17 protein-coding genes are annotated in these 16816 nt (G+C 44.1%); 6 read left to right on the top strand and 11 right to left on the bottom strand.

The genetic code is table 11. The features are described from left to right. Nucleotides 1-30 precede the first annotated feature (30 nt). The 5 genes from H171_RS05885 to infC form a co-directional block, all read right to left on the bottom strand. A complete protein-coding gene (locus H171_RS05885) occupies nt 31-390 on the bottom strand; it encodes a hypothetical protein (protein ID WP_100304311.1) in 360 nt (119 codons plus the stop codon). A 518-nt stretch (nt 391-908) separates the two neighbouring features. Next, nucleotides 909-1781 carry a substrate-binding domain-containing protein gene (locus H171_RS05880; protein WP_100304310.1) on the bottom strand — a complete coding sequence of 291 codons (873 nt, stop codon included), beginning with the start codon at nt 1779-1781 and terminating at the stop codon, nt 909-911. Between the two features lie 488 nt (nt 1782-2269). Beyond that, nucleotides 2270-2626: a 50S ribosomal protein L20 gene (gene rplT / locus H171_RS05875; protein WP_024295099.1), complete on the bottom strand. Its 357-nt coding sequence runs from the start codon at nt 2624-2626 to the stop codon at nt 2270-2272. 29 nt (nt 2627-2655) lie between these two features. Beyond that, nucleotides 2656-2853 (bottom strand): 50S ribosomal protein L35, encoded by a 198-nt coding sequence (gene rpmI, locus H171_RS05870; RefSeq protein ID WP_013272956.1) that lies wholly within the window; start codon nt 2851-2853, stop codon nt 2656-2658. Nucleotides 2854-2876: 23 nt separating this feature from the next. Further along, a complete protein-coding gene (infC, locus tag H171_RS05865; RefSeq protein WP_025233444.1) occupies nt 2877-3374 on the bottom strand; it encodes a translation initiation factor IF-3 in 498 nt (165 codons plus the stop codon). Nucleotides 3375-3740: 366 nt separating this feature from the next. Here infC and H171_RS05860 point away from each other — a divergent pair, with 366 nt between their 5' ends. Next, nucleotides 3741-4154 carry an EamA family transporter gene (locus H171_RS05860; RefSeq protein ID WP_100304309.1) on the top strand — a complete coding sequence of 138 codons (414 nt, stop codon included), beginning with the start codon at nt 3741-3743 and terminating at the stop codon, nt 4152-4154. A gap of 65 nt (nt 4155-4219) precedes the next feature. Here H171_RS05860 and H171_RS05855 read toward each other — a convergent pair whose 3' ends face one another. From H171_RS05855 to H171_RS05830, 6 genes are all read right to left on the bottom strand, one after another. Continuing rightward, nucleotides 4220-4534: a DUF1540 domain-containing protein gene (locus tag H171_RS05855; protein WP_025233446.1), complete on the bottom strand. Its 315-nt coding sequence runs from the start codon at nt 4532-4534 to the stop codon at nt 4220-4222. A 117-nt stretch (nt 4535-4651) separates the two neighbouring features. Next, nucleotides 4652-6613 (bottom strand): threonine--tRNA ligase, encoded by a 1962-nt coding sequence (gene thrS / locus H171_RS05850; RefSeq protein WP_100304308.1) that lies wholly within the window; start codon nt 6611-6613, stop codon nt 4652-4654. A 417-nt stretch (nt 6614-7030) separates the two neighbouring features. Next, nucleotides 7031-7942: an AEC family transporter gene (locus H171_RS05845; protein ID WP_100304307.1), complete on the bottom strand. Its 912-nt coding sequence runs from the start codon at nt 7940-7942 to the stop codon at nt 7031-7033. Between the two features lie 84 nt (nt 7943-8026). After that, nucleotides 8027-9097 (bottom strand): branched-chain amino acid aminotransferase, encoded by a 1071-nt coding sequence (locus H171_RS05840; RefSeq protein WP_100304306.1) that lies wholly within the window; start codon nt 9095-9097, stop codon nt 8027-8029. 101 nt (nt 9098-9198) lie between these two features. After that, nucleotides 9199-10110 (bottom strand): acetamidase/formamidase family protein, encoded by a 912-nt coding sequence (locus tag H171_RS05835; RefSeq protein ID WP_100304305.1) that lies wholly within the window; start codon nt 10108-10110, stop codon nt 9199-9201. A 12-nt stretch (nt 10111-10122) separates the two neighbouring features. Continuing rightward, nucleotides 10123-11487 carry an MATE family efflux transporter gene (locus tag H171_RS05830; protein ID WP_100304304.1) on the bottom strand — a complete coding sequence of 455 codons (1365 nt, stop codon included), beginning with the start codon at nt 11485-11487 and terminating at the stop codon, nt 10123-10125. 235 nt (nt 11488-11722) lie between these two features. On the opposite strand from H171_RS05830, the gene H171_RS05825 reads away from it, so the two are divergent. The 5 genes from H171_RS05825 (at nt 11723) to H171_RS05805 (ending at nt 16799) form a co-directional block, all read left to right on the top strand. Then, nucleotides 11723-12652: an NTP transferase domain-containing protein gene (locus H171_RS05825; protein WP_100304303.1), complete on the top strand. Its 930-nt coding sequence runs from the start codon at nt 11723-11725 to the stop codon at nt 12650-12652. A gap of 94 nt (nt 12653-12746) precedes the next feature. Next, nucleotides 12747-13370, top strand: a complete 624-nt coding sequence (locus H171_RS05820; RefSeq protein ID WP_100304302.1) for a nucleotidyltransferase family protein — start codon at nt 12747-12749, stop codon at nt 13368-13370. Between the two features lie 17 nt (nt 13371-13387). Continuing rightward, the gene (locus H171_RS05815; RefSeq protein WP_100304301.1) at nt 13388-15514 is read left to right on the top strand and encodes a xanthine dehydrogenase family protein molybdopterin-binding subunit; all 2127 of its coding nucleotides are present in this window, start codon (nt 13388-13390) and stop codon (nt 15512-15514) included. Continuing rightward, a complete protein-coding gene (locus H171_RS05810) occupies nt 15514-15987 on the top strand; it encodes a (2Fe-2S)-binding protein (RefSeq protein WP_100304300.1) in 474 nt (157 codons plus the stop codon). Before H171_RS05815 ends, H171_RS05810 begins: the two co-directional genes overlap by 1 nt. Next, nucleotides 15981-16799 carry an FAD binding domain-containing protein gene (locus tag H171_RS05805; protein ID WP_100304299.1) on the top strand — a complete coding sequence of 273 codons (819 nt, stop codon included), beginning with the start codon at nt 15981-15983 and terminating at the stop codon, nt 16797-16799. Before H171_RS05810 ends, H171_RS05805 begins: the two co-directional genes overlap by 7 nt. The last annotated feature ends 17 nt before the right edge of the window (nt 16800-16816 follow it).

Here is a 16816-nt window from a genome sequence, read left to right as displayed (position 1 = left end):
CCACAAAATTCAGGGTTTTACAACTAAATTTTAGAAACGGTCTCGGTCGAACAATTGTCTTAAAAACAAAAGTCTGATAATATCTCTTAAATTAAAATCATGAAAGCGACGGCGGCGGCGGTCTCTGTCTCTGTCCCTATCTCTGTCCCTATCTCTGCCATCCCTACCTCCGAAACCATCAAAAGGTATCTGCTGAGATAAACTTTCTCCCATCTCCTGTCCATAATAATCCTCGTAATCGAAATTACTAACATAATTATCAATCATATTGTCCCAATCCCTGAGAGACTCGTCTCCGGTCATATTGTTCGCTGCAATAGTGGATCTAACAGTTTCATTTAACATTGCATATAATTCCGGAAATTCAGAGGCGAATGCATATAATTCCATATAATAATTACTCCTTATTATTTTTTAGCTATATTACTTTTAATATATAATATTGAGTAAATCAATAATAGTTCACGTATTTTATTAAATTATTTATCACATAGGGGGCAGCAAGAAACGAACCTCAAACAGATAGCGGGGTTTATAATTATGATATTGTCAGAATTGTCGATCAGAAATTTAAGACAGAACATATTTTAAACAGTTTAAAAAAGAATCTCTGATGATACTTATTAAAATCCATTACTACTTATTGAAATCTGTAAACGGTTGTCAAACGTAGTCATTCACAACACAAGGCGGGTACGCAACACCGGATGCCCCCTTTAAAAATCAGCAATCACGTTTAGGTCTGGAATCATTAGGAAAAAAGGACATATTATAAGTACCGACGGAATAAGGAAATAAATGGGCCGGTCAGACAGTTGTGACATACTGTCTGACCAGTTTTCCTTTATAGATATTCATTCAATCGTCCTGGATAAAACAGCATCAACTAGCTTCTCAAATATAGTTATTTATGATAATATTCGACTTGGTGTATATATATTAACTACAGTTACTCCAGTATTAATAAATTGTGGACCTGTATCAAATCCCCTTAATGCAGCAACTGCCTCAGCCATACCCAAATAGCCCATTGTAAATGGATTTTGTACCAATATAGCTTTTAAAGTATTATCTCTTATCATTTCCTGAATTACCTCTGTGATATCAAATCCAATACCGATAATATTTATATCATTTTCTCTCAAAGCATATCCCAGCCCTAATGTAGTTCCTTCATTCGTTGAAAAAACACCAACTAGATTGGGATTGTCTCTTATATATTTTTCCGTTGCTTGTTTTGCTAACTCTGGGTCACCATTCGTGTATATTGTTTCTAATATTTGATATCTGACAAACGATTTAAAATAATCACGAAATCCCAATTCCCGATTTACAGTCGTTCTGTTTTCAGGAGTTATCCCAATGATTCCTATTGAACCATATGTGACACCAATCTCCTCTAATTCGTAAAACATATTTTCTCCAGCTATCTTACCAGCTGTATAATTATCTGTAGCTAAGGTTATGACTGCTTCTTCAAACGCTGGTGCATCAACATAAATGATTTTTACACCCTTTGCTTTCGCTTCTTCAACTGCTCTTGAAATCTTTAAAGGATCACTCGCCGCTAACATTATTGCATCTGCTCCCGCTACTACGGCATTATTAAATATTTCAATTTGTTTATTTACATCTCTCGTTAAGGGGGCGTCCCATTCATATGTAACACCTAACATAGAAGCCATTTCTCTAGCACCATTATCCATAACCTTCCAAAATTGATCACTTTTATCCATGGTTATTAAATAAATTCTATAATTCTCATTTACTATATGGTTCATTTCTACAACATCTCCTATATTAATAATCAATTTTAATGTTGGTCCAATTACATTCACACCTAGTGCTGAAATTCAGGCTTTACAACGAGTGTTCTGATAAATTAATTTGGAACACTTCTAATTCTTGATATAAATCGAATCTATAGCAGAAGGCGCTTTAATACTCATATAACCGGCATAACTTATAGATTTGGAAGAATATACGGATATACAATTATATGTGAGGGGGGGGCGTAATATTACTTCGTTAAATTGATATTTAAGAATAACTATCGCTCATTGCAGGCCATTCTGTTACTTAACCAAAGGGTCGTACACCCATAAAACGACGGAAGTACTACTTGCAGATATTAATAAAATTCCTGAAAAGTTCTAAAAGCGCTTGTACATTACGCGTATATTACGAATCAAAATTTACTCATTTTTAGACGCTCGCGGCATCAAAAAAAACCCCGTAAACACGAGGTTTCCGAGGTTTGTATATGCGATTAAGCCACTTTGGACTTAGCCAGTTCTGCTAATTTTGCGAAGCCTTCTGCATCATTCACTGCCATGTCAGCCAGAACTTTTCTGTTTAAATCAACTCCAGCTAACTTTAAGCCGTGCATAAATACGCTGTAAGATACACCGTTAATACGTGCTGCAGCATTGATACGGGCAATCCATAACTGTCTGAACTGTCTCTTTCTCTCTTTTCTGCCTGCATAGGAGCTTGTTAATGCTCTCATGACTGACTGCTTTGCTACTCTATACTGTTTGGAACGAGCGCCTCTGTAGCCTTTAGCCATCTTTAACACTCTGTTATGTTTTTTCTTAGCGTTCATACCGCCTTTAATTCTTGCCATCGGTTTTTCCTCCTTCTTAACTTAAGATCCTATAAATATGGTAAAATCTTCTTCATTACTTTTGCGTTTGTTGCATCAGTAACGATATCTTTTCTAAGATTTCTTTTTCTCTTAGTTGATTTCTTAGTTAAGATGTGAGATTTGTAAGCTTTATTTCTTACAAGCTTTCCCGTTCCTGTAACTTTAAAGCGTTTAGCAGCTGATTTACTGGTTTTTAATTTAGGCATTGTATTTTCCTCCTTGATAAGTTCTACTGGCGTTTTGCATTCAAAAATATAACCATGCTTCTTCCTTCTACCTTAGGTGGCTTGTCAATAACAGCGATATCTGCTAGCTTCTCAGCGAAGTCATCCAGAATATACCTTGACTTTGACATATGCGCCATCTCACGACCTCTGAAACGTAAGGTTACCTTAACTTTATCTCCCTTTTCGAGGAACTTCCTTGCGGCGCTCATCTTCGTGTTTAAATCGTTGGTGTCAATGTTAGGAGATAAACGAACTTCCTTTACTTCGATTACCTTCTGTTTCTTTTTAGCTTCTTTTTCTTTCCTTGCCAGTTCATAACGATATTTACCATAATCGATAATCTTACAAACCGGTGGTTTTGCAGTCGGAGCAATCTTAACCAAATCCAGTTCTGATTCCTTTGCCATCTGCAAAGCATCCCTGGTAGACATGATTCCCAATTTTTCTCCGTTTTCACCAATCAACAGAACTTCCTTATCTCTGATCTGTTCATTAATCATTAAATCGCTAATTGTCGTGCACCTCCATTATATAGTGTGTGTTGGCTGGAATCCACATTGCTTGCCCATAGGCATAAAAAAAAGTAGATAGACAAATGCTATCCACCACCAAAGTCTCTACACAGTAAACCTATGTACAAAAGGCTATGAACCAGGGACACTTACTCGTGCCGTGGTGAGGCGGATACCTACTTTCCTGTTTGCTGTTTTCACAACTCACATAATAATACTATATATTTATCTTTCTGTCAACATATTTTTAAAACATTGTCCTTTTTTTCCTTTTAAGGTTTATCTTGCAACTTTCTATCGGGAGAGCTACAATAGTAGTATGTAATAAAATAAACGAATCAGGAGGCGCTTTTTATGTGGTTTGCTTTCGCTCTTCTTTCCTCCGTTTTTGCCGCATTCACCTCTATTTTGGCTAAAATGGGAATCGAAGGAGTCAATTCCAATCTGGCTACGGCCATACGGACAATTGTTGTGGTGCTCATGGCCTGGTTGATCGTTTTTCTCACAGGAGCCCAGACCGGTCTGCCTGAAATCAGCAGAAAAAGCTGGATCTTTCTCATCCTGTCCGGCATTGCTACCGGCCTCTCCTGGATTTGCTATTACAAGGCCCTTCAAATTGGTGAAGCTTCCAAGGTAGTTCCCGTAGATAAGCTAAGCATAGTTCTCACTGTGATCCTGGCTTTTCTTATCCTCCATGAACAATTTACTTTGAAAAAACTCATAGGCATCCTTATGATTACGGCAGGAACCTTTGTTATGATCTTATGATCCGATCAACGATTTAAATAAGATGCGTCAGGAATTTCCTCCCAGCGCATCTTATTTTTTAATGATTATCTGGTTTTAAAGGTGGAGCATTCGGTATGCTCTGCTGCGTTCGCACCGTCCCCTGCGATTCCAATATGCTCTGCAGAACAGTGGCGTCCTTCATTATAAACACAGTTAACAGCTTCGCAGTCCACTTCCAGTCGGCTTTCCGGAGTCTTGAATAAGTTATGGAAAGAACCGTCCTTATTCTCATCAAAGCTTCCACAGCAGGTATCATAGCTGTCCTTTGCCTGGGATCCTTCCACGATAATGGCGGACTTACAGCAATAATTATCTGAATTATGAAGACAGCTTGTTACATTACAATCTAATTTTGTCATGGCCTATTTCCTCCTGGCATTCTTACCTAAGATAATGTTTCAGGATTATTATGCACGCAGCGGAAGGAAAATATTCTCACGAATATTTCCCTTCTTTTCCTTAAGCCATGATAGATCTTATTTCGCTTCTTCAGTTATAGTTACCTTTTTGATTTCCTTTGTCCGGATCTCGCGGCAGATATCATCAATGAAATCGGAAAGCGGACGCTGTCCCTCATCGCCGTTAAAGCGGCTGCGGACAGATACGACACCATCTTCTTCCTCTTTCTGACCTACCACCAGCATATATGGAAGCTTTGACAAACGCGCCTCACGGATCTTGTAACCGATCTTTTCCGCACGCTCGTCAACCGTTGCCAGAACGCCGTTATCCTTTAACTGAGCCGCAACTTTTTCTGCGTAGTCATGGTATTTTTCAGAAATCGGAAGTACGCGAACCTGCTCTGGACATAACCATGTCGGGAATGCTCCCTCGTATTTTTCAATCAGCCAGGCCAGTGTTCTTTCATAGCATCCCATGGAAGTTCTATGGATGATATAAGGACGTTTCTTTGTTCCATCCTTATCCACGAAGCTCATATCAAAGCGGTCTGCTAAGAACATATCTAACTGAATGGTAATCATGGTATCTTCCTTACCATATACATTCTTTGCCTGAATATCCAGCTTAGGCCCATAGAACGCCGCTTCTCCTGCAGCTTCCGTATATTCGATTCCGATGTGGTCAAGAATCTTGCGCATCATGCCTTCCACTTCATCCCACATCTCTGGTGTGCCCAGATAATGATCCGCTTTATTTGGATCCCATTTGGACATTTGATAAGTCACGTCGCCTTCCAGGCCAAGTGTTGTGAGACAGTATTTTGCCAGATCCACGCACCCCTTAAATTCCTCTTCAATCTGATCAGGACGCACGATTAAGTGACCTTCGGAAATAGTAAACTGGCGTACACGAGTTAATCCGTGCATCTCGCCGGAATCCTCGTTGCGGAACAGGGTAGAGGTTTCGCCGTATCTGCAAGGCAGATCACGGTAGGATTTCTGGCTCTGTTTGTAAACATAGTACTGGAATGGGCAGGTCATTGGACGGAGAGCAAATACCTCATCATCTGTTTCCTCATTTCCCAGTACAAACATTCCTTCCTTATAGTGATCCCAGTGGTCGGAAATGATATATAAATCCTTCTTTGCCATGAGAGGGGTTTTTGTTCTCATATAGCCCCGCTTCTCTTCCTCATCCTCGATCCATCTCTGTAACGTCTGGACAATCTTTGCACCCTTGGGCATTAATAGAGGAAGTCCCTGGCCGATTACATCAACCGTTGCGAAAATCTCCATGTCACGGCCCAGCTTGTTATGATCCCGGTTCTTAATGTTTGCCAGATATTCCAGGTATTCATTTAATTCTTCCTTCTTAGCAAAAGCAGTGCCGTATACACGAGTCAGCATAGCGTTTTTCTCGCTGCCTCTCCAATAAGCACCAGAGGAAGAAGTGAGCTTATATGCCTTGATGGATTTGGTGCTCATAAGGTGGGGGCCTGCGCAAAGGTCCGTAAACTCTCCCTGACGGTAGAAGGAAATTTCCGAATCCTCAGGAAGATCCTGAATCAGTTCTACTTTATAAGGTTCGCCCTTTTCCTCCATAAATTTAACTGCTTCTTCTCTCGGAAGGGTAAAGCGCTCGATCTTTGCACCTTCCTTTATGATCTTCTTCATCTCACCTTCGATTTTGTCAAGATCTTCTCTTGAAAAAGAAGGGATATCAAAATCATAATAAAATCCATTTTCAATGGACGGTCCGATTGCAAGCTTTGCCTGGGGATACAGCCTTTTCACAGCCTGTGCCAGGATATGGCTTGCTGTATGACGATATGCAGAAAGACCTGCCGGATCGCTGACCGTAAGAATGCTTAAACTGCAGTCCCCATCAACCTCGGTCCTCAAATCCACAACCTTTCCATCCACCTCGCCCGCGCAGGCATTTCTAGCCAGGCCTTCGCTTATATCGGAAGCGATGTCAATCACTGACATTGCATGTTCATATTCCTTGACTGAGCCGTCTTTTAACGTAATCTTCATTTGCCATCAATCTCCTTTACATATTATTGTTACATGTTTTGTTTATCGAAAGTGGATTGGCGAGTAAGCATATCCGTTCTGTGAATCGCTTATGAAAATAAAAAAAGCCCCTTTCTGTATGCTTCCATACAGAAAGGGACGATTCTATTCAAAGAAATCGCGGTTCCACCCTTGCTTGAGTGAACAAATTAAACGTTCAAACCACTTCATATGATGATAACGGAATCACCGTTCCCCATTACGGGACGCTCCAAGCTGGTCTTCTCATATCATTCCCGTAAGACGCTTTCACCAAACGCGCCTCTCTCTGGCCTTTCCTGATATGGTACTGGTCTTGTCAATGCTTTTTCTATATTGCTTTATAGCTTTAGATTATAACACGGTTGTGCCGTTTGTCAAGCGTCATAAAAAATTTTCTTACAAAAGAATGATCAGAGCTGCTGTAATTGCAGCTATACTGATGACAATTGACAGGGAATTGATTGCACTCGCTGTCTCGATATCTCCGTTTAAAGCACCGGTAAATGCAGGCGCCACTGACGATACTGGGCCAAGAGACACGATCACCAGTGCCCGGCGAACATCGAGCCCAAAGGGTGCCAGAAAATAAAATCCAACTGCCATAAAAACTGCAAGAATATACCGTACCACTAATATCCTTAGAATGTGACTCATCTTTTCCTTTTCCATTCGGATCTCAAAACCAATGCCAAGCATTAAAAGGGCGAGAAACGCATTGGCTCCCCCTGATGTATCCGCGATGGTGACCAAAACAGAAGGCAGCTTTATATTAAGTATGCTTAAAACTGTCATTATGACATAGGCATCAAAAGGAGCCGAGGAAAATAGATTAAGCACAGCCTTTTTTATGGAAGGCTTTTCCTCCTCTCCTATCACCATGCCGGCCAGGGTAAAAGTCATTCCGGTACACATAACAGCATTCCCGGCATCAAACAAGCTTGTGGCGGCAAATCCGACAGGGCTTAAAAAGCTCTGCACAAAAGGCATTGTAAAATTTCCCACATTATAACCAGACATGTTGATCATTGCAAAAGCCCTTAAAGCCTTTGTTCTTCGGGCATACATCACATACCCTGCGGCAACCGTCACACAATTGCACAAAAATCCAATTGCACATACAAAAAGAATGGAGTAATCCATGGTGATCCTACTGAAATTGGATACAATGGCTGCAGGAAGGGTAATCCTGATCACGATCCTGGAGATCAGGTAAAAATCCTTTGCCTGAAAAAAACCTGCCCGTTTGAGCAGGTATCCCATAATAATAATTGATACAAATGCAACTGCCTTTATCAGTACCGCTGTCATATCCGGCTCCCTTTTTCTTTCTGTATTCCTCAAAATTTCCGGCGGCGCTATAGGATCAGCTCCGCCGGATAAATTCTGTAAGATTTATTTTACTTCCACGGACCAGCCATCTGGTCCTTCAATCATGCCCAGCTGGATGCCGGTAATGGAATCATAAAGTTTCTGGGTCAATTCTCCGATCCTGCCACCTCCCACAGACATTCTCTCTTCTTCAAACCGAAGTTCACCAACCGGGGATATGACAGCAGCTGTTCCTGTACCAAAGCATTCTTCCATTGCTCCGGATCTTGCCGCCTCGACCACCTCATCAACCGAAACCTTCCGTTCTTCAACAGCCACTCCCCATTTTTTACACAGGGCAATGACGGAATCCCTGGTAACGCCCGGGAGGATGCTTCCGTTTAGCTCCGGTGTGATGACTACGCCGTTGATCTTAAAGAAGATGTTCATGGCACCAACTTCTTCGATGTATTTCCGGTGGACACCGTCAAGCCATAGCACCTGGGAATAGCCCTCGTCATGAGCCTTTACCTGGGAAGCCAGGGAAGCAACATAATTCCCCCCTGTCTTAGCTTCACCGATGCCGCCCTTTACTGCTCTTACATATTCATCCTCGATCCATATCTTGACCGGATCAAGTCCGCTGGCATAATAAGCTCCAACAGGCGATAAGATAATCATGAACTTATAGGTGTTGGAGGGCCTGACCCCTAAGAAGGGGTCGGTAGCAATTACAAAAGGCCTGATATAAAGGGAGGTTCCCGGTTTTGTAGGGATCCAGTCCTGATCTACGTTTACAACTGTTTTTAAGCCTTCTAAAAACAGATCTTCCGGAATATCCGGGATGCAAAGCCTTCGGTTGCTTCTGTTGGCACGCTCGATATTCTTATCAGGACGGAACAGCAAGACCCTGCCATCTTTTGTCTTGTATGCCTTTAAGCCCTCGAACATCTCCTGTCCGTAATGGAATACCATGGAAGAAGGGTCCAGCTCCAGCTTATGATAAGGCACGATCCTGGGATCATACCAGCCTCTTCCATCTTCATAGTCTACCTCAAACATGTGATCCGTAAATATGGTTCCAAATGTCAACGGGTTATCATTGCCTGGTTTTTCTTTCGGGCAAGTTGTTTTTTCGATTCTGATTGTCTGCATTGATACTCTTCCTTTCCCTTACCGGCATATCTGTCAGTTATTGTAATTTATCTATCATTATCTTCCAAAAAGGGTTGGCTGTCAAGAATCTTAAGCCTTATTTACTCTACCGAAATGGAATCAAAACCATAACTTTGGGTTATATGGCGGGGAAGTTCCATTCTTACCGTTTTCATAGGATTTACTGTCTGGCAGATAACAAGGTCTCCGGTCATGGTAAGCAGCATGCCGGCCTCTTCATAATCCATACCCATCTTTTCCTTCATGAATTCATACATCTGTCTGGTCGCCGCCCGCCAGGCTTCCTCCACCTGTTCCCTGGATGCAAGGGTAATAAGCTTATCCTCTGTTTCTATCATTGGATAGGAAACACAGTTTTTATTTCTCACAACGCTCACCCGGACAGTAGCCCGCCCTTCTATTTCCAGACCGCAGTCCTCCACTTCGCCGTCTCCCATGACAGCATGAAAATCCCCCATAGACAAAAGCGCCCCTTCCACAAATACAGGCAGATATAAAGATGCTCCTTTTTTGATCTGAGTACAATCCATATTTCCGCCATGATCCATAGGGGTGATGGTGGATACTCCCTCTCCTGCCGGAGCCACCCCGATGACGCCGATCATGGGTTTTACCGGGATTTTGACCCGTTCATTGAAATAGGCGTATCCTCCCTTTACAAGCACCCGTCTTAATATCTTCCGGGGAAATTCCTCCTTTTCGCTTCCGCTGCCAGGCCCTAACATGACAATTCCCACAGGACCCATCTCAATATCCAGAATATCGATCTTAAGCATATCTCCCGGCATCGCTCCCTCAATGCAGAGAGGCCCTGTAGCCGGATTTCCTGGTTTTCTTATTACAGTTTCAAAGGTCGCCTCTTCCGGAAGAAACTGGTTTGTAAAGCAGTCATAGGTCTCAAAGGCCACGATCTCTCCTGCCCTGATCCTAGCACAGGGCGGATTCTCTTTTGCAAGAACATTTGTAATATAATCCCTGGTTATAGTTTTCATACGTTTCTCCTTTTACTGTTTTCTTTTTTCACTAAGCTCCGGCCATATAGTCGCCAGCATGGTTATAAAGCAGGCTCCGCCTCCCAAGAGATTGGAAACCGGCTCCGCCATAAAGACTCCCGCCGCCCCGTTACCAAGCAGACCCGGAAGGATGAGGATCAGAGGAATCACGATCACCACCTTGCGGAAAATGGAAAAAAATACTGCTTTTTTTGCTTTTCCCAGGGCCACAAACACAGACTGGCCGGCGAACTGCAGGGACATAAAAAAGAAGCCGAAATAATAGATCCGCATCGCCGGGACACCTGCCTTTAACAGTGCTTCTTCCTGATTAAAAATCCGGATGAAAAACTCTGTGAAACCATGGACCAGTCCCCACATGACTGTGGTATATGCGATGGAAACTACTGATGTAAAAATAATTGCCCGTTTTACCCGGTCATATTTTTGTGCCCCGTAATTAAAGCCCATGACCGGCTGCGCACCATTGGTAATTCCGCTTACAGGCATAGATATTACCTCCCGGACCGAATTGATGACGGTCATTACTCCCACATACAAATCGCCGCCATAGCGCTGCAAGGAAGCATTATACATGATCTGCACCAGACTGTTGGTAATGGACATGGTAAAGCCTGACATTCCAAGGGCAATGATATCTTTTACCCTGTGTTTTCTCAAACGAAAGCAGGAGGTCCTAAGCTTTAAAATAGCCTTCTTTCCTGTCAGGAATTTAACAATCCAGAGAGCAGAAAGTAACTGAGACAATATGGTCGCAAGGGCCGCACCTCTTACCCCCATATCCAGAACAAAAATAAATATGGGGTCTAAAATAATATTGGCAACCGCTCCTAAAAGAACCGTTACCATCCCCATTGTTCCAAATCCCTGAGAGTTGATAAAGCTGTTCATCCCAAGGCCGATCATAACGAAAACATTGCCAAGCAGGTAAATGCTGATGTATTGATCCGCAAAAGGATATGTAAGATCGCTGGCGCCAAACAAATAAAGCATGGGCTTTTTTAAAATCAGACCCAAAACGGTAAGCCCCAGGCCAAAAAACACCAGGAGGATAAATGAATTACCCATGATCTTTTCCGCTTCCTTATCATTCCCCCGCCCCCTCTCAATGGAGCACAAAGGCGCACCGCCCATTCCGAATAAATTGGCAAAGGCTATGACTATGGAAATGATGGGCAGGCACAGGCCAAGTCCTGTTAATGCCATGGTCGCATTTTCCGGAAGCCTTCCTATATAAATTCTGTCAACGATGTTGTAAAGCACATTAATCAGCTGAGCCAATGTCATGGGGACGGCCAGCTTTAATATGTTTTCCACCACGTTTCCTTTTGAAAAATCATTCTTTGTATCTGTCATTTCAGAATTATCTCCTTACCTGTTTTATCATAACATCATCTTTCTGATTTTGCATCCAGTTTTTCCCCATAAAATCCTGTATCGGCGATAAAATCTATATTAACAGGGTTCCTATGCCTCAATAAGGCTTATCTTCCATAACAATTCTGTCAAGATCCTTGTTACAAGAACTTGCCCGGCTCCCTACCTCATGCTATGATTGAAACAGATATTTATTTAAGGAGGATGACCCAATATGAAAATCAGCCGGATTGGCGGGGTGATTGCAGCCGCCAGCAAAAAAGATGCGGAACCATTGCTGCAGATCGGGACAATCCCCATAATAAAACGTATAGTTATATCCTTTCAACAGGCTGGTATTTTTCCCATTGTAGTCGTAACCGGAGCAGAGGAGGATGAAGTAAAATACCAGTTATCCAGCTATGGAGTGATCTTTATCCGCAATGAGAACTGCGAGCAGCCAGAGCTTATTGACTCCGTAAAAATAGGCCTGAAATATTTACTGGGAAAATGTGACCGGATGGTCTTTACACCGGTAAATGTTCCCATGTTCACTCCGGCCACTCTAAATAGCCTGCTGGCCACTAACGGAGATATTATAACACCTTCCTGTATGGGCAAAGGCGGCCATCCCATTATTCTTTCAGAAACTGTTGTTCCGGAAATCATTGCCTACTCTGGAATCGGAGGCTTAAAGGCGGCCATCTCTTCTATACCCGACCGCCGCATCTTTCTACCTGTGGATGACCCCGGAATCTTTATCAGTGTACGGGACTGCCGCCAATTGGAGGACTATCTGGCAGAGCATAACCGGGCACTTCTCCATCCTACCGTTCAGTTAAACCTCCAAAAGGAATCTGTTTTCTTTAATACAAGAATCAAACTTCTTCTGTACCTGATCCTCGACACCCATTCCGTCCGCAGTGCCTGTGACCGCATGGCCTTGTCCTACGGGAAAGCATGGGATATGTTAAATAAGCTGGAAGAAGAAACGGGATATCCCATTACAGAGCGGAAACATGGTGGCAAACGTGGCGGAAACACCACCCTGACTCCCCAGGGCCTCCAGTTCTTAAGGACATGGCAGAAACTGGAGGATAATATATTTCAGTTTACACAAAAAGAATTTTCCTCTCTGTTTCGTGACAGTGGATTATTCCGGTAAAGCGAGTGCTTCCCAGGAAGAATTTGAAACATACATAACCCCCTTTTATAATGGCATTATAATCATAGTGTTATTATAAAAGGGGGGATTTTTTATGCTTGGAGCCAGTTCTGCCTGCGGCCTTATACTGGCCGCAGGATTATCCAGCCGCATGGGGGATTTTAAGCCGCTGATGCCGTTTCGGGGAAAAACACTGATTGAAAGCACCATCGACAGCATGCTGGCAGCAGGAGTGAAACAGATCGTAATTGTTCTGGGTTACCGGGGAGATGAGATTGAGTCGGTTCTTCGCCTTCATTATGGGAAAGAAATCATTTATGCCAGCAATCCTCACTATGAAACTACCGATATGCTGACTTCCATAAAATATGGACTTCGCTCCATGCCCCAATGCAGATCATTTTTCCTGCTTCCAGGTGACATGCCGGTTGTTAAAAAAAACACATTCCATAAACTTTTAAAAGCCCGGCCAGACAACCGGCCTACTGTCCTCTTTCCCACTTTGGGAGGATACAGAAAGCACCCACCCCTGATTGATTACAGATTCCGTGACATCATACTGCAATTTGAAGGAGAAGGCGGTCTGCGCCAGCTTTGGAAGCAGCAGGAGGATTCCATCATCCACGTCCCGGTGGATGATGACGGCGTATGGACGGATCTGGATACCATGGAAGATTATGAAGTATGCATCAGCCGGTTTTGTCCGGCCAAAATTTAAAAGGAGGTAATGAAACAATGGAAAACATCAGTCAGCCAGTAGTTAAAAAAGACCATGAGGCAAAGATGGCGGGCCGCTCTGTTTATGTAGGCGATTATGAAAATGATGGGGTTCTGGTAGGTAAAATCCTTCGTTCCAGGCTGGCCCGTGCAAGACTAACCGCCGTTAACATCCCGCCCCTTCCCAACGGCTATTTTTACGTTGATAAATCTGATGTTCCCGGTGATAATCATGTAAACATCGTCATGGACGATACGCCTGTTTATGCCCGGGAAACGGTAGAATACATCGGCGAGCCCATTGGTATGGTAGTGGGGCCGGAAGAAGCGGTGGTTGACCGCATTCTGGCCGAGATCCAGGTTTCCTATGAAGAACTGGAACCTGTCCTGGACCTTGGCAATGCGGATACCGTATTCTTTGACTATGAATATGGCAAAGGGAATATGGAGAAGGCCTTTGCTGAAGCCGACAAGATCTATGAAGAAGAATTCACCACCGGATATCAGGACCAGACCTATCTGGAAACCCAGGGAATGATGGCGGAACCTGAGGAAAACGGAAGAATGTTTATCCACGGGTCCCTCCAATGCGCCTATTACGTACACGGAGCCGTTATGAGGGCCCTTGGCTGCGGACCGGATCAGGTACATATCAAACAGGATGTGACCGGAGGAGGCTTCGGCGGAAAAGAGGCATTTCCGTCAATCCTGGGCTGTCAGGTAGCTGTTGCTGCCAAAAAGGCCGGTGCTCCCGTCCGCTGCATCTTTGACCGCCGGGAAGATCTAGAGTTTACCTCCAAACGCCACCCTTCTCTCTGCAGATATAAAGTAGCCGTCAGGAACGGCAAAGTGACCGCCATGGACATAGATGTAAAATTCAACAGCGGCGCTTACACCACCCTGTCTGCCGTGGTTCTTCAACGGGGGATTATCTGCTCAAACGGAATTTATGACATTGAAAATCTCCACGTAAGAGGTAGGGCCTTAAAAACCAACACCACTCCCACAGGAGCTTACCGTGGCTTCGGCGCCCCTCAGACATTTTTTGCAGTTGAAATGATGATGGACCATATTGCAATGGATCTGGGAATCGACAGTCTGGAATTTAAGGAAAAACACATTGTAAAGCAGGGGGATTCCACTTCCACTTCCGGAAAATACCATTTTCCTGTCCCCATTCCTTCCATGATCGATGAAATTGACCAGGCATGTGATTACCGCAGAAAGCGCCGGGAATATGCAAAGCCTCAGACCGGACGGTACCGCAGAGGAATCGGAATTTCCATGCATTTTCACGGAGCTGGGTTTACCGGTTCCGGTGAACGGGACATTATCAAAGCCGTATGCAGGCTTCACAAATATCCCGACGGCACGGTAGAGATCCTGGCATCCAACGGAGAAATCGGCCAGGGGCTGCGTACCACGTTTCCTAAAATCGTTGCCAGGGAATTAAATCTTCCTCTTGATAGGGTTTATTACGATCATCCGGATACGGCCCGGGTTCCGGACTCCGGCCCCACTGTTGCCTCCCGTTCCCTCATGGTAGTAGGAGAACTCCTCCGCCGCTGTGCCATTAAGCTGCGCTCCCAATGGAAGGACGGGGAGGATCAGATGGTGGAAGAACGGTTTAAAGAACCTGACTTTGTCATTCCCTTCTACCTGGATAAATTCCAGGGAGATGCTTATCCCACCTATGCCTGGGGGGTCAACGCCGCAGAAGTAGAGGTGGATACCTATACAGGGCTGACGAAGATTCTTGGGGCTTACGGCAATTTTGACGTTGGCACGCCCATTGACTACAACATTGTTATGGGGCAGATGGAAGGCGGATTCCTTCAGGGGATCGGCTACTCTTCCACCGAATATATGGATTACGACCAGAAAGGAAGAATCCGAAACAATTCATTCTCTGATTATTTAATACCCACTTCCGCCGATGTGACGAACCTAACTTGTATGCTGCATGTGGAAGAATATCCAGACGGACCCTATGGGGCCAAAGGAGCCGGAGAACTGCCTCTGGTAGGGGTTCCTGCCGCTTATGTGGAAGCTGTGGAACAGGCCCTGGGGCATGGAGTCAAGCTGAATCACGCCCCATTTACAGCAGAGGATACCATGAAAGTGATTATGAAGGAGGGGTTATAATGGAAGCTATCAATTTTCTGTTAAACGGAGAGGAAACTGCTTATGACGGCAGCGCAGCAGACCGTCTTCTGGATGTTTTAAGAGATTCCTTCCGTATGACCAGTGTCAAATGCGGATGCAAGGAAGGAGAATGCGGCGCCTGTTCCGTCCTGATGAACGGAATTCTGGTAAACACCTGCTGTGTTGCTATGGGTGCTGTTGAGGGCGCCAGCATTGTCACTCTGGAAGGTTTTCGGGAGACGGAGCGCTTTGCCGTATTAAATAAAGCCTTCGCTGCCACTTCGGCGGTGCAGTGCGGTTTTTGTATTCCAGGAATGGTAATGGCTGCTGAAGCCCTTTTGAGCAGGATTCCTAATCCCACAGACAGCCAGATAAGGGAAGGACTATCCGGAAATCTGTGCCGCTGTACCGGGTATAACGCCATTGTAAATGCAATTCATATTGCCGCAAAGGAGGGAAATGGATTATGGTAAATGGATACAGACCAGCTTCCTTACAGGAAGCATTGGAAATAAAGAAAACTACCGATGCCGTTCCTTATGCAGGCGGCACTGATCTTATGGTGGAAAACAGAAAAGGGGTCTCCTATCTTTTCTTAAACGGGTTGGATGAATTAAGGAATATCCGGGAGGAAGGGGATTATATTTCCATCGGTTCCTGCGTTACCTTTACAGAGGCGCTGGAATCCGACCTGATTCACCCGCTTATGAAAGAGGCTGTTGCACAAATTGCGGCCCCTGCAATCCGGAATATGGGAACCTTTGGAGGCAATATCGGAAACGGGTCTGCCAAAGCTGATTCCGTGCTGATCCTTTTTGTCTGCGGCGCAAAAATACGTCTTGCCTCCGTCCACGGTCAGCGGACCGTAAACATTGAAGATTTTTATTTAGGAAGAAAAAAACTGGATTTAAAGCCAGAGGAGCTGATTGTAGAGATACTTCTCCCTAAACGGGGCCTGGATCAATATTATTATAAGAAAGTCGGCGGGCGAAACGCTCTTGCCATTTCCCGTGTTTCATTTGCAGGTCTTCTGACTGTAGAAAATGGAAGGATCCAACAGATGGCCGCCGCATTTGGCGCCGTGTCCGATACAGTTCTCCGCTTTCAGGATTTAGAAGCCGGACTGTCTGATAAAACCCTCGATGAAGCAAGCGCTTCCAAAGAAGAGCTGCTTTCTGCTTACGGGGAGCGCCTTGTATTGACCAGAGGCCGCGTATCAGCAGAATACCGAAAGGCAGTCTGTATGAACCTGCTTAAGGATTTCTTAGAAGAAAAAGGCATTTAGCCGGAAGGAGTTTACAC

It is taken from the genome of [Clostridium] celerecrescens 18A (genome assembly GCF_002797975.1).
Taxonomy (GTDB): domain Bacteria; phylum Bacillota; class Clostridia; order Lachnospirales; family Lachnospiraceae; genus Lacrimispora; species Lacrimispora celerecrescens.
This window is presented reverse-complemented; position numbering and strand designations above follow the sequence as displayed.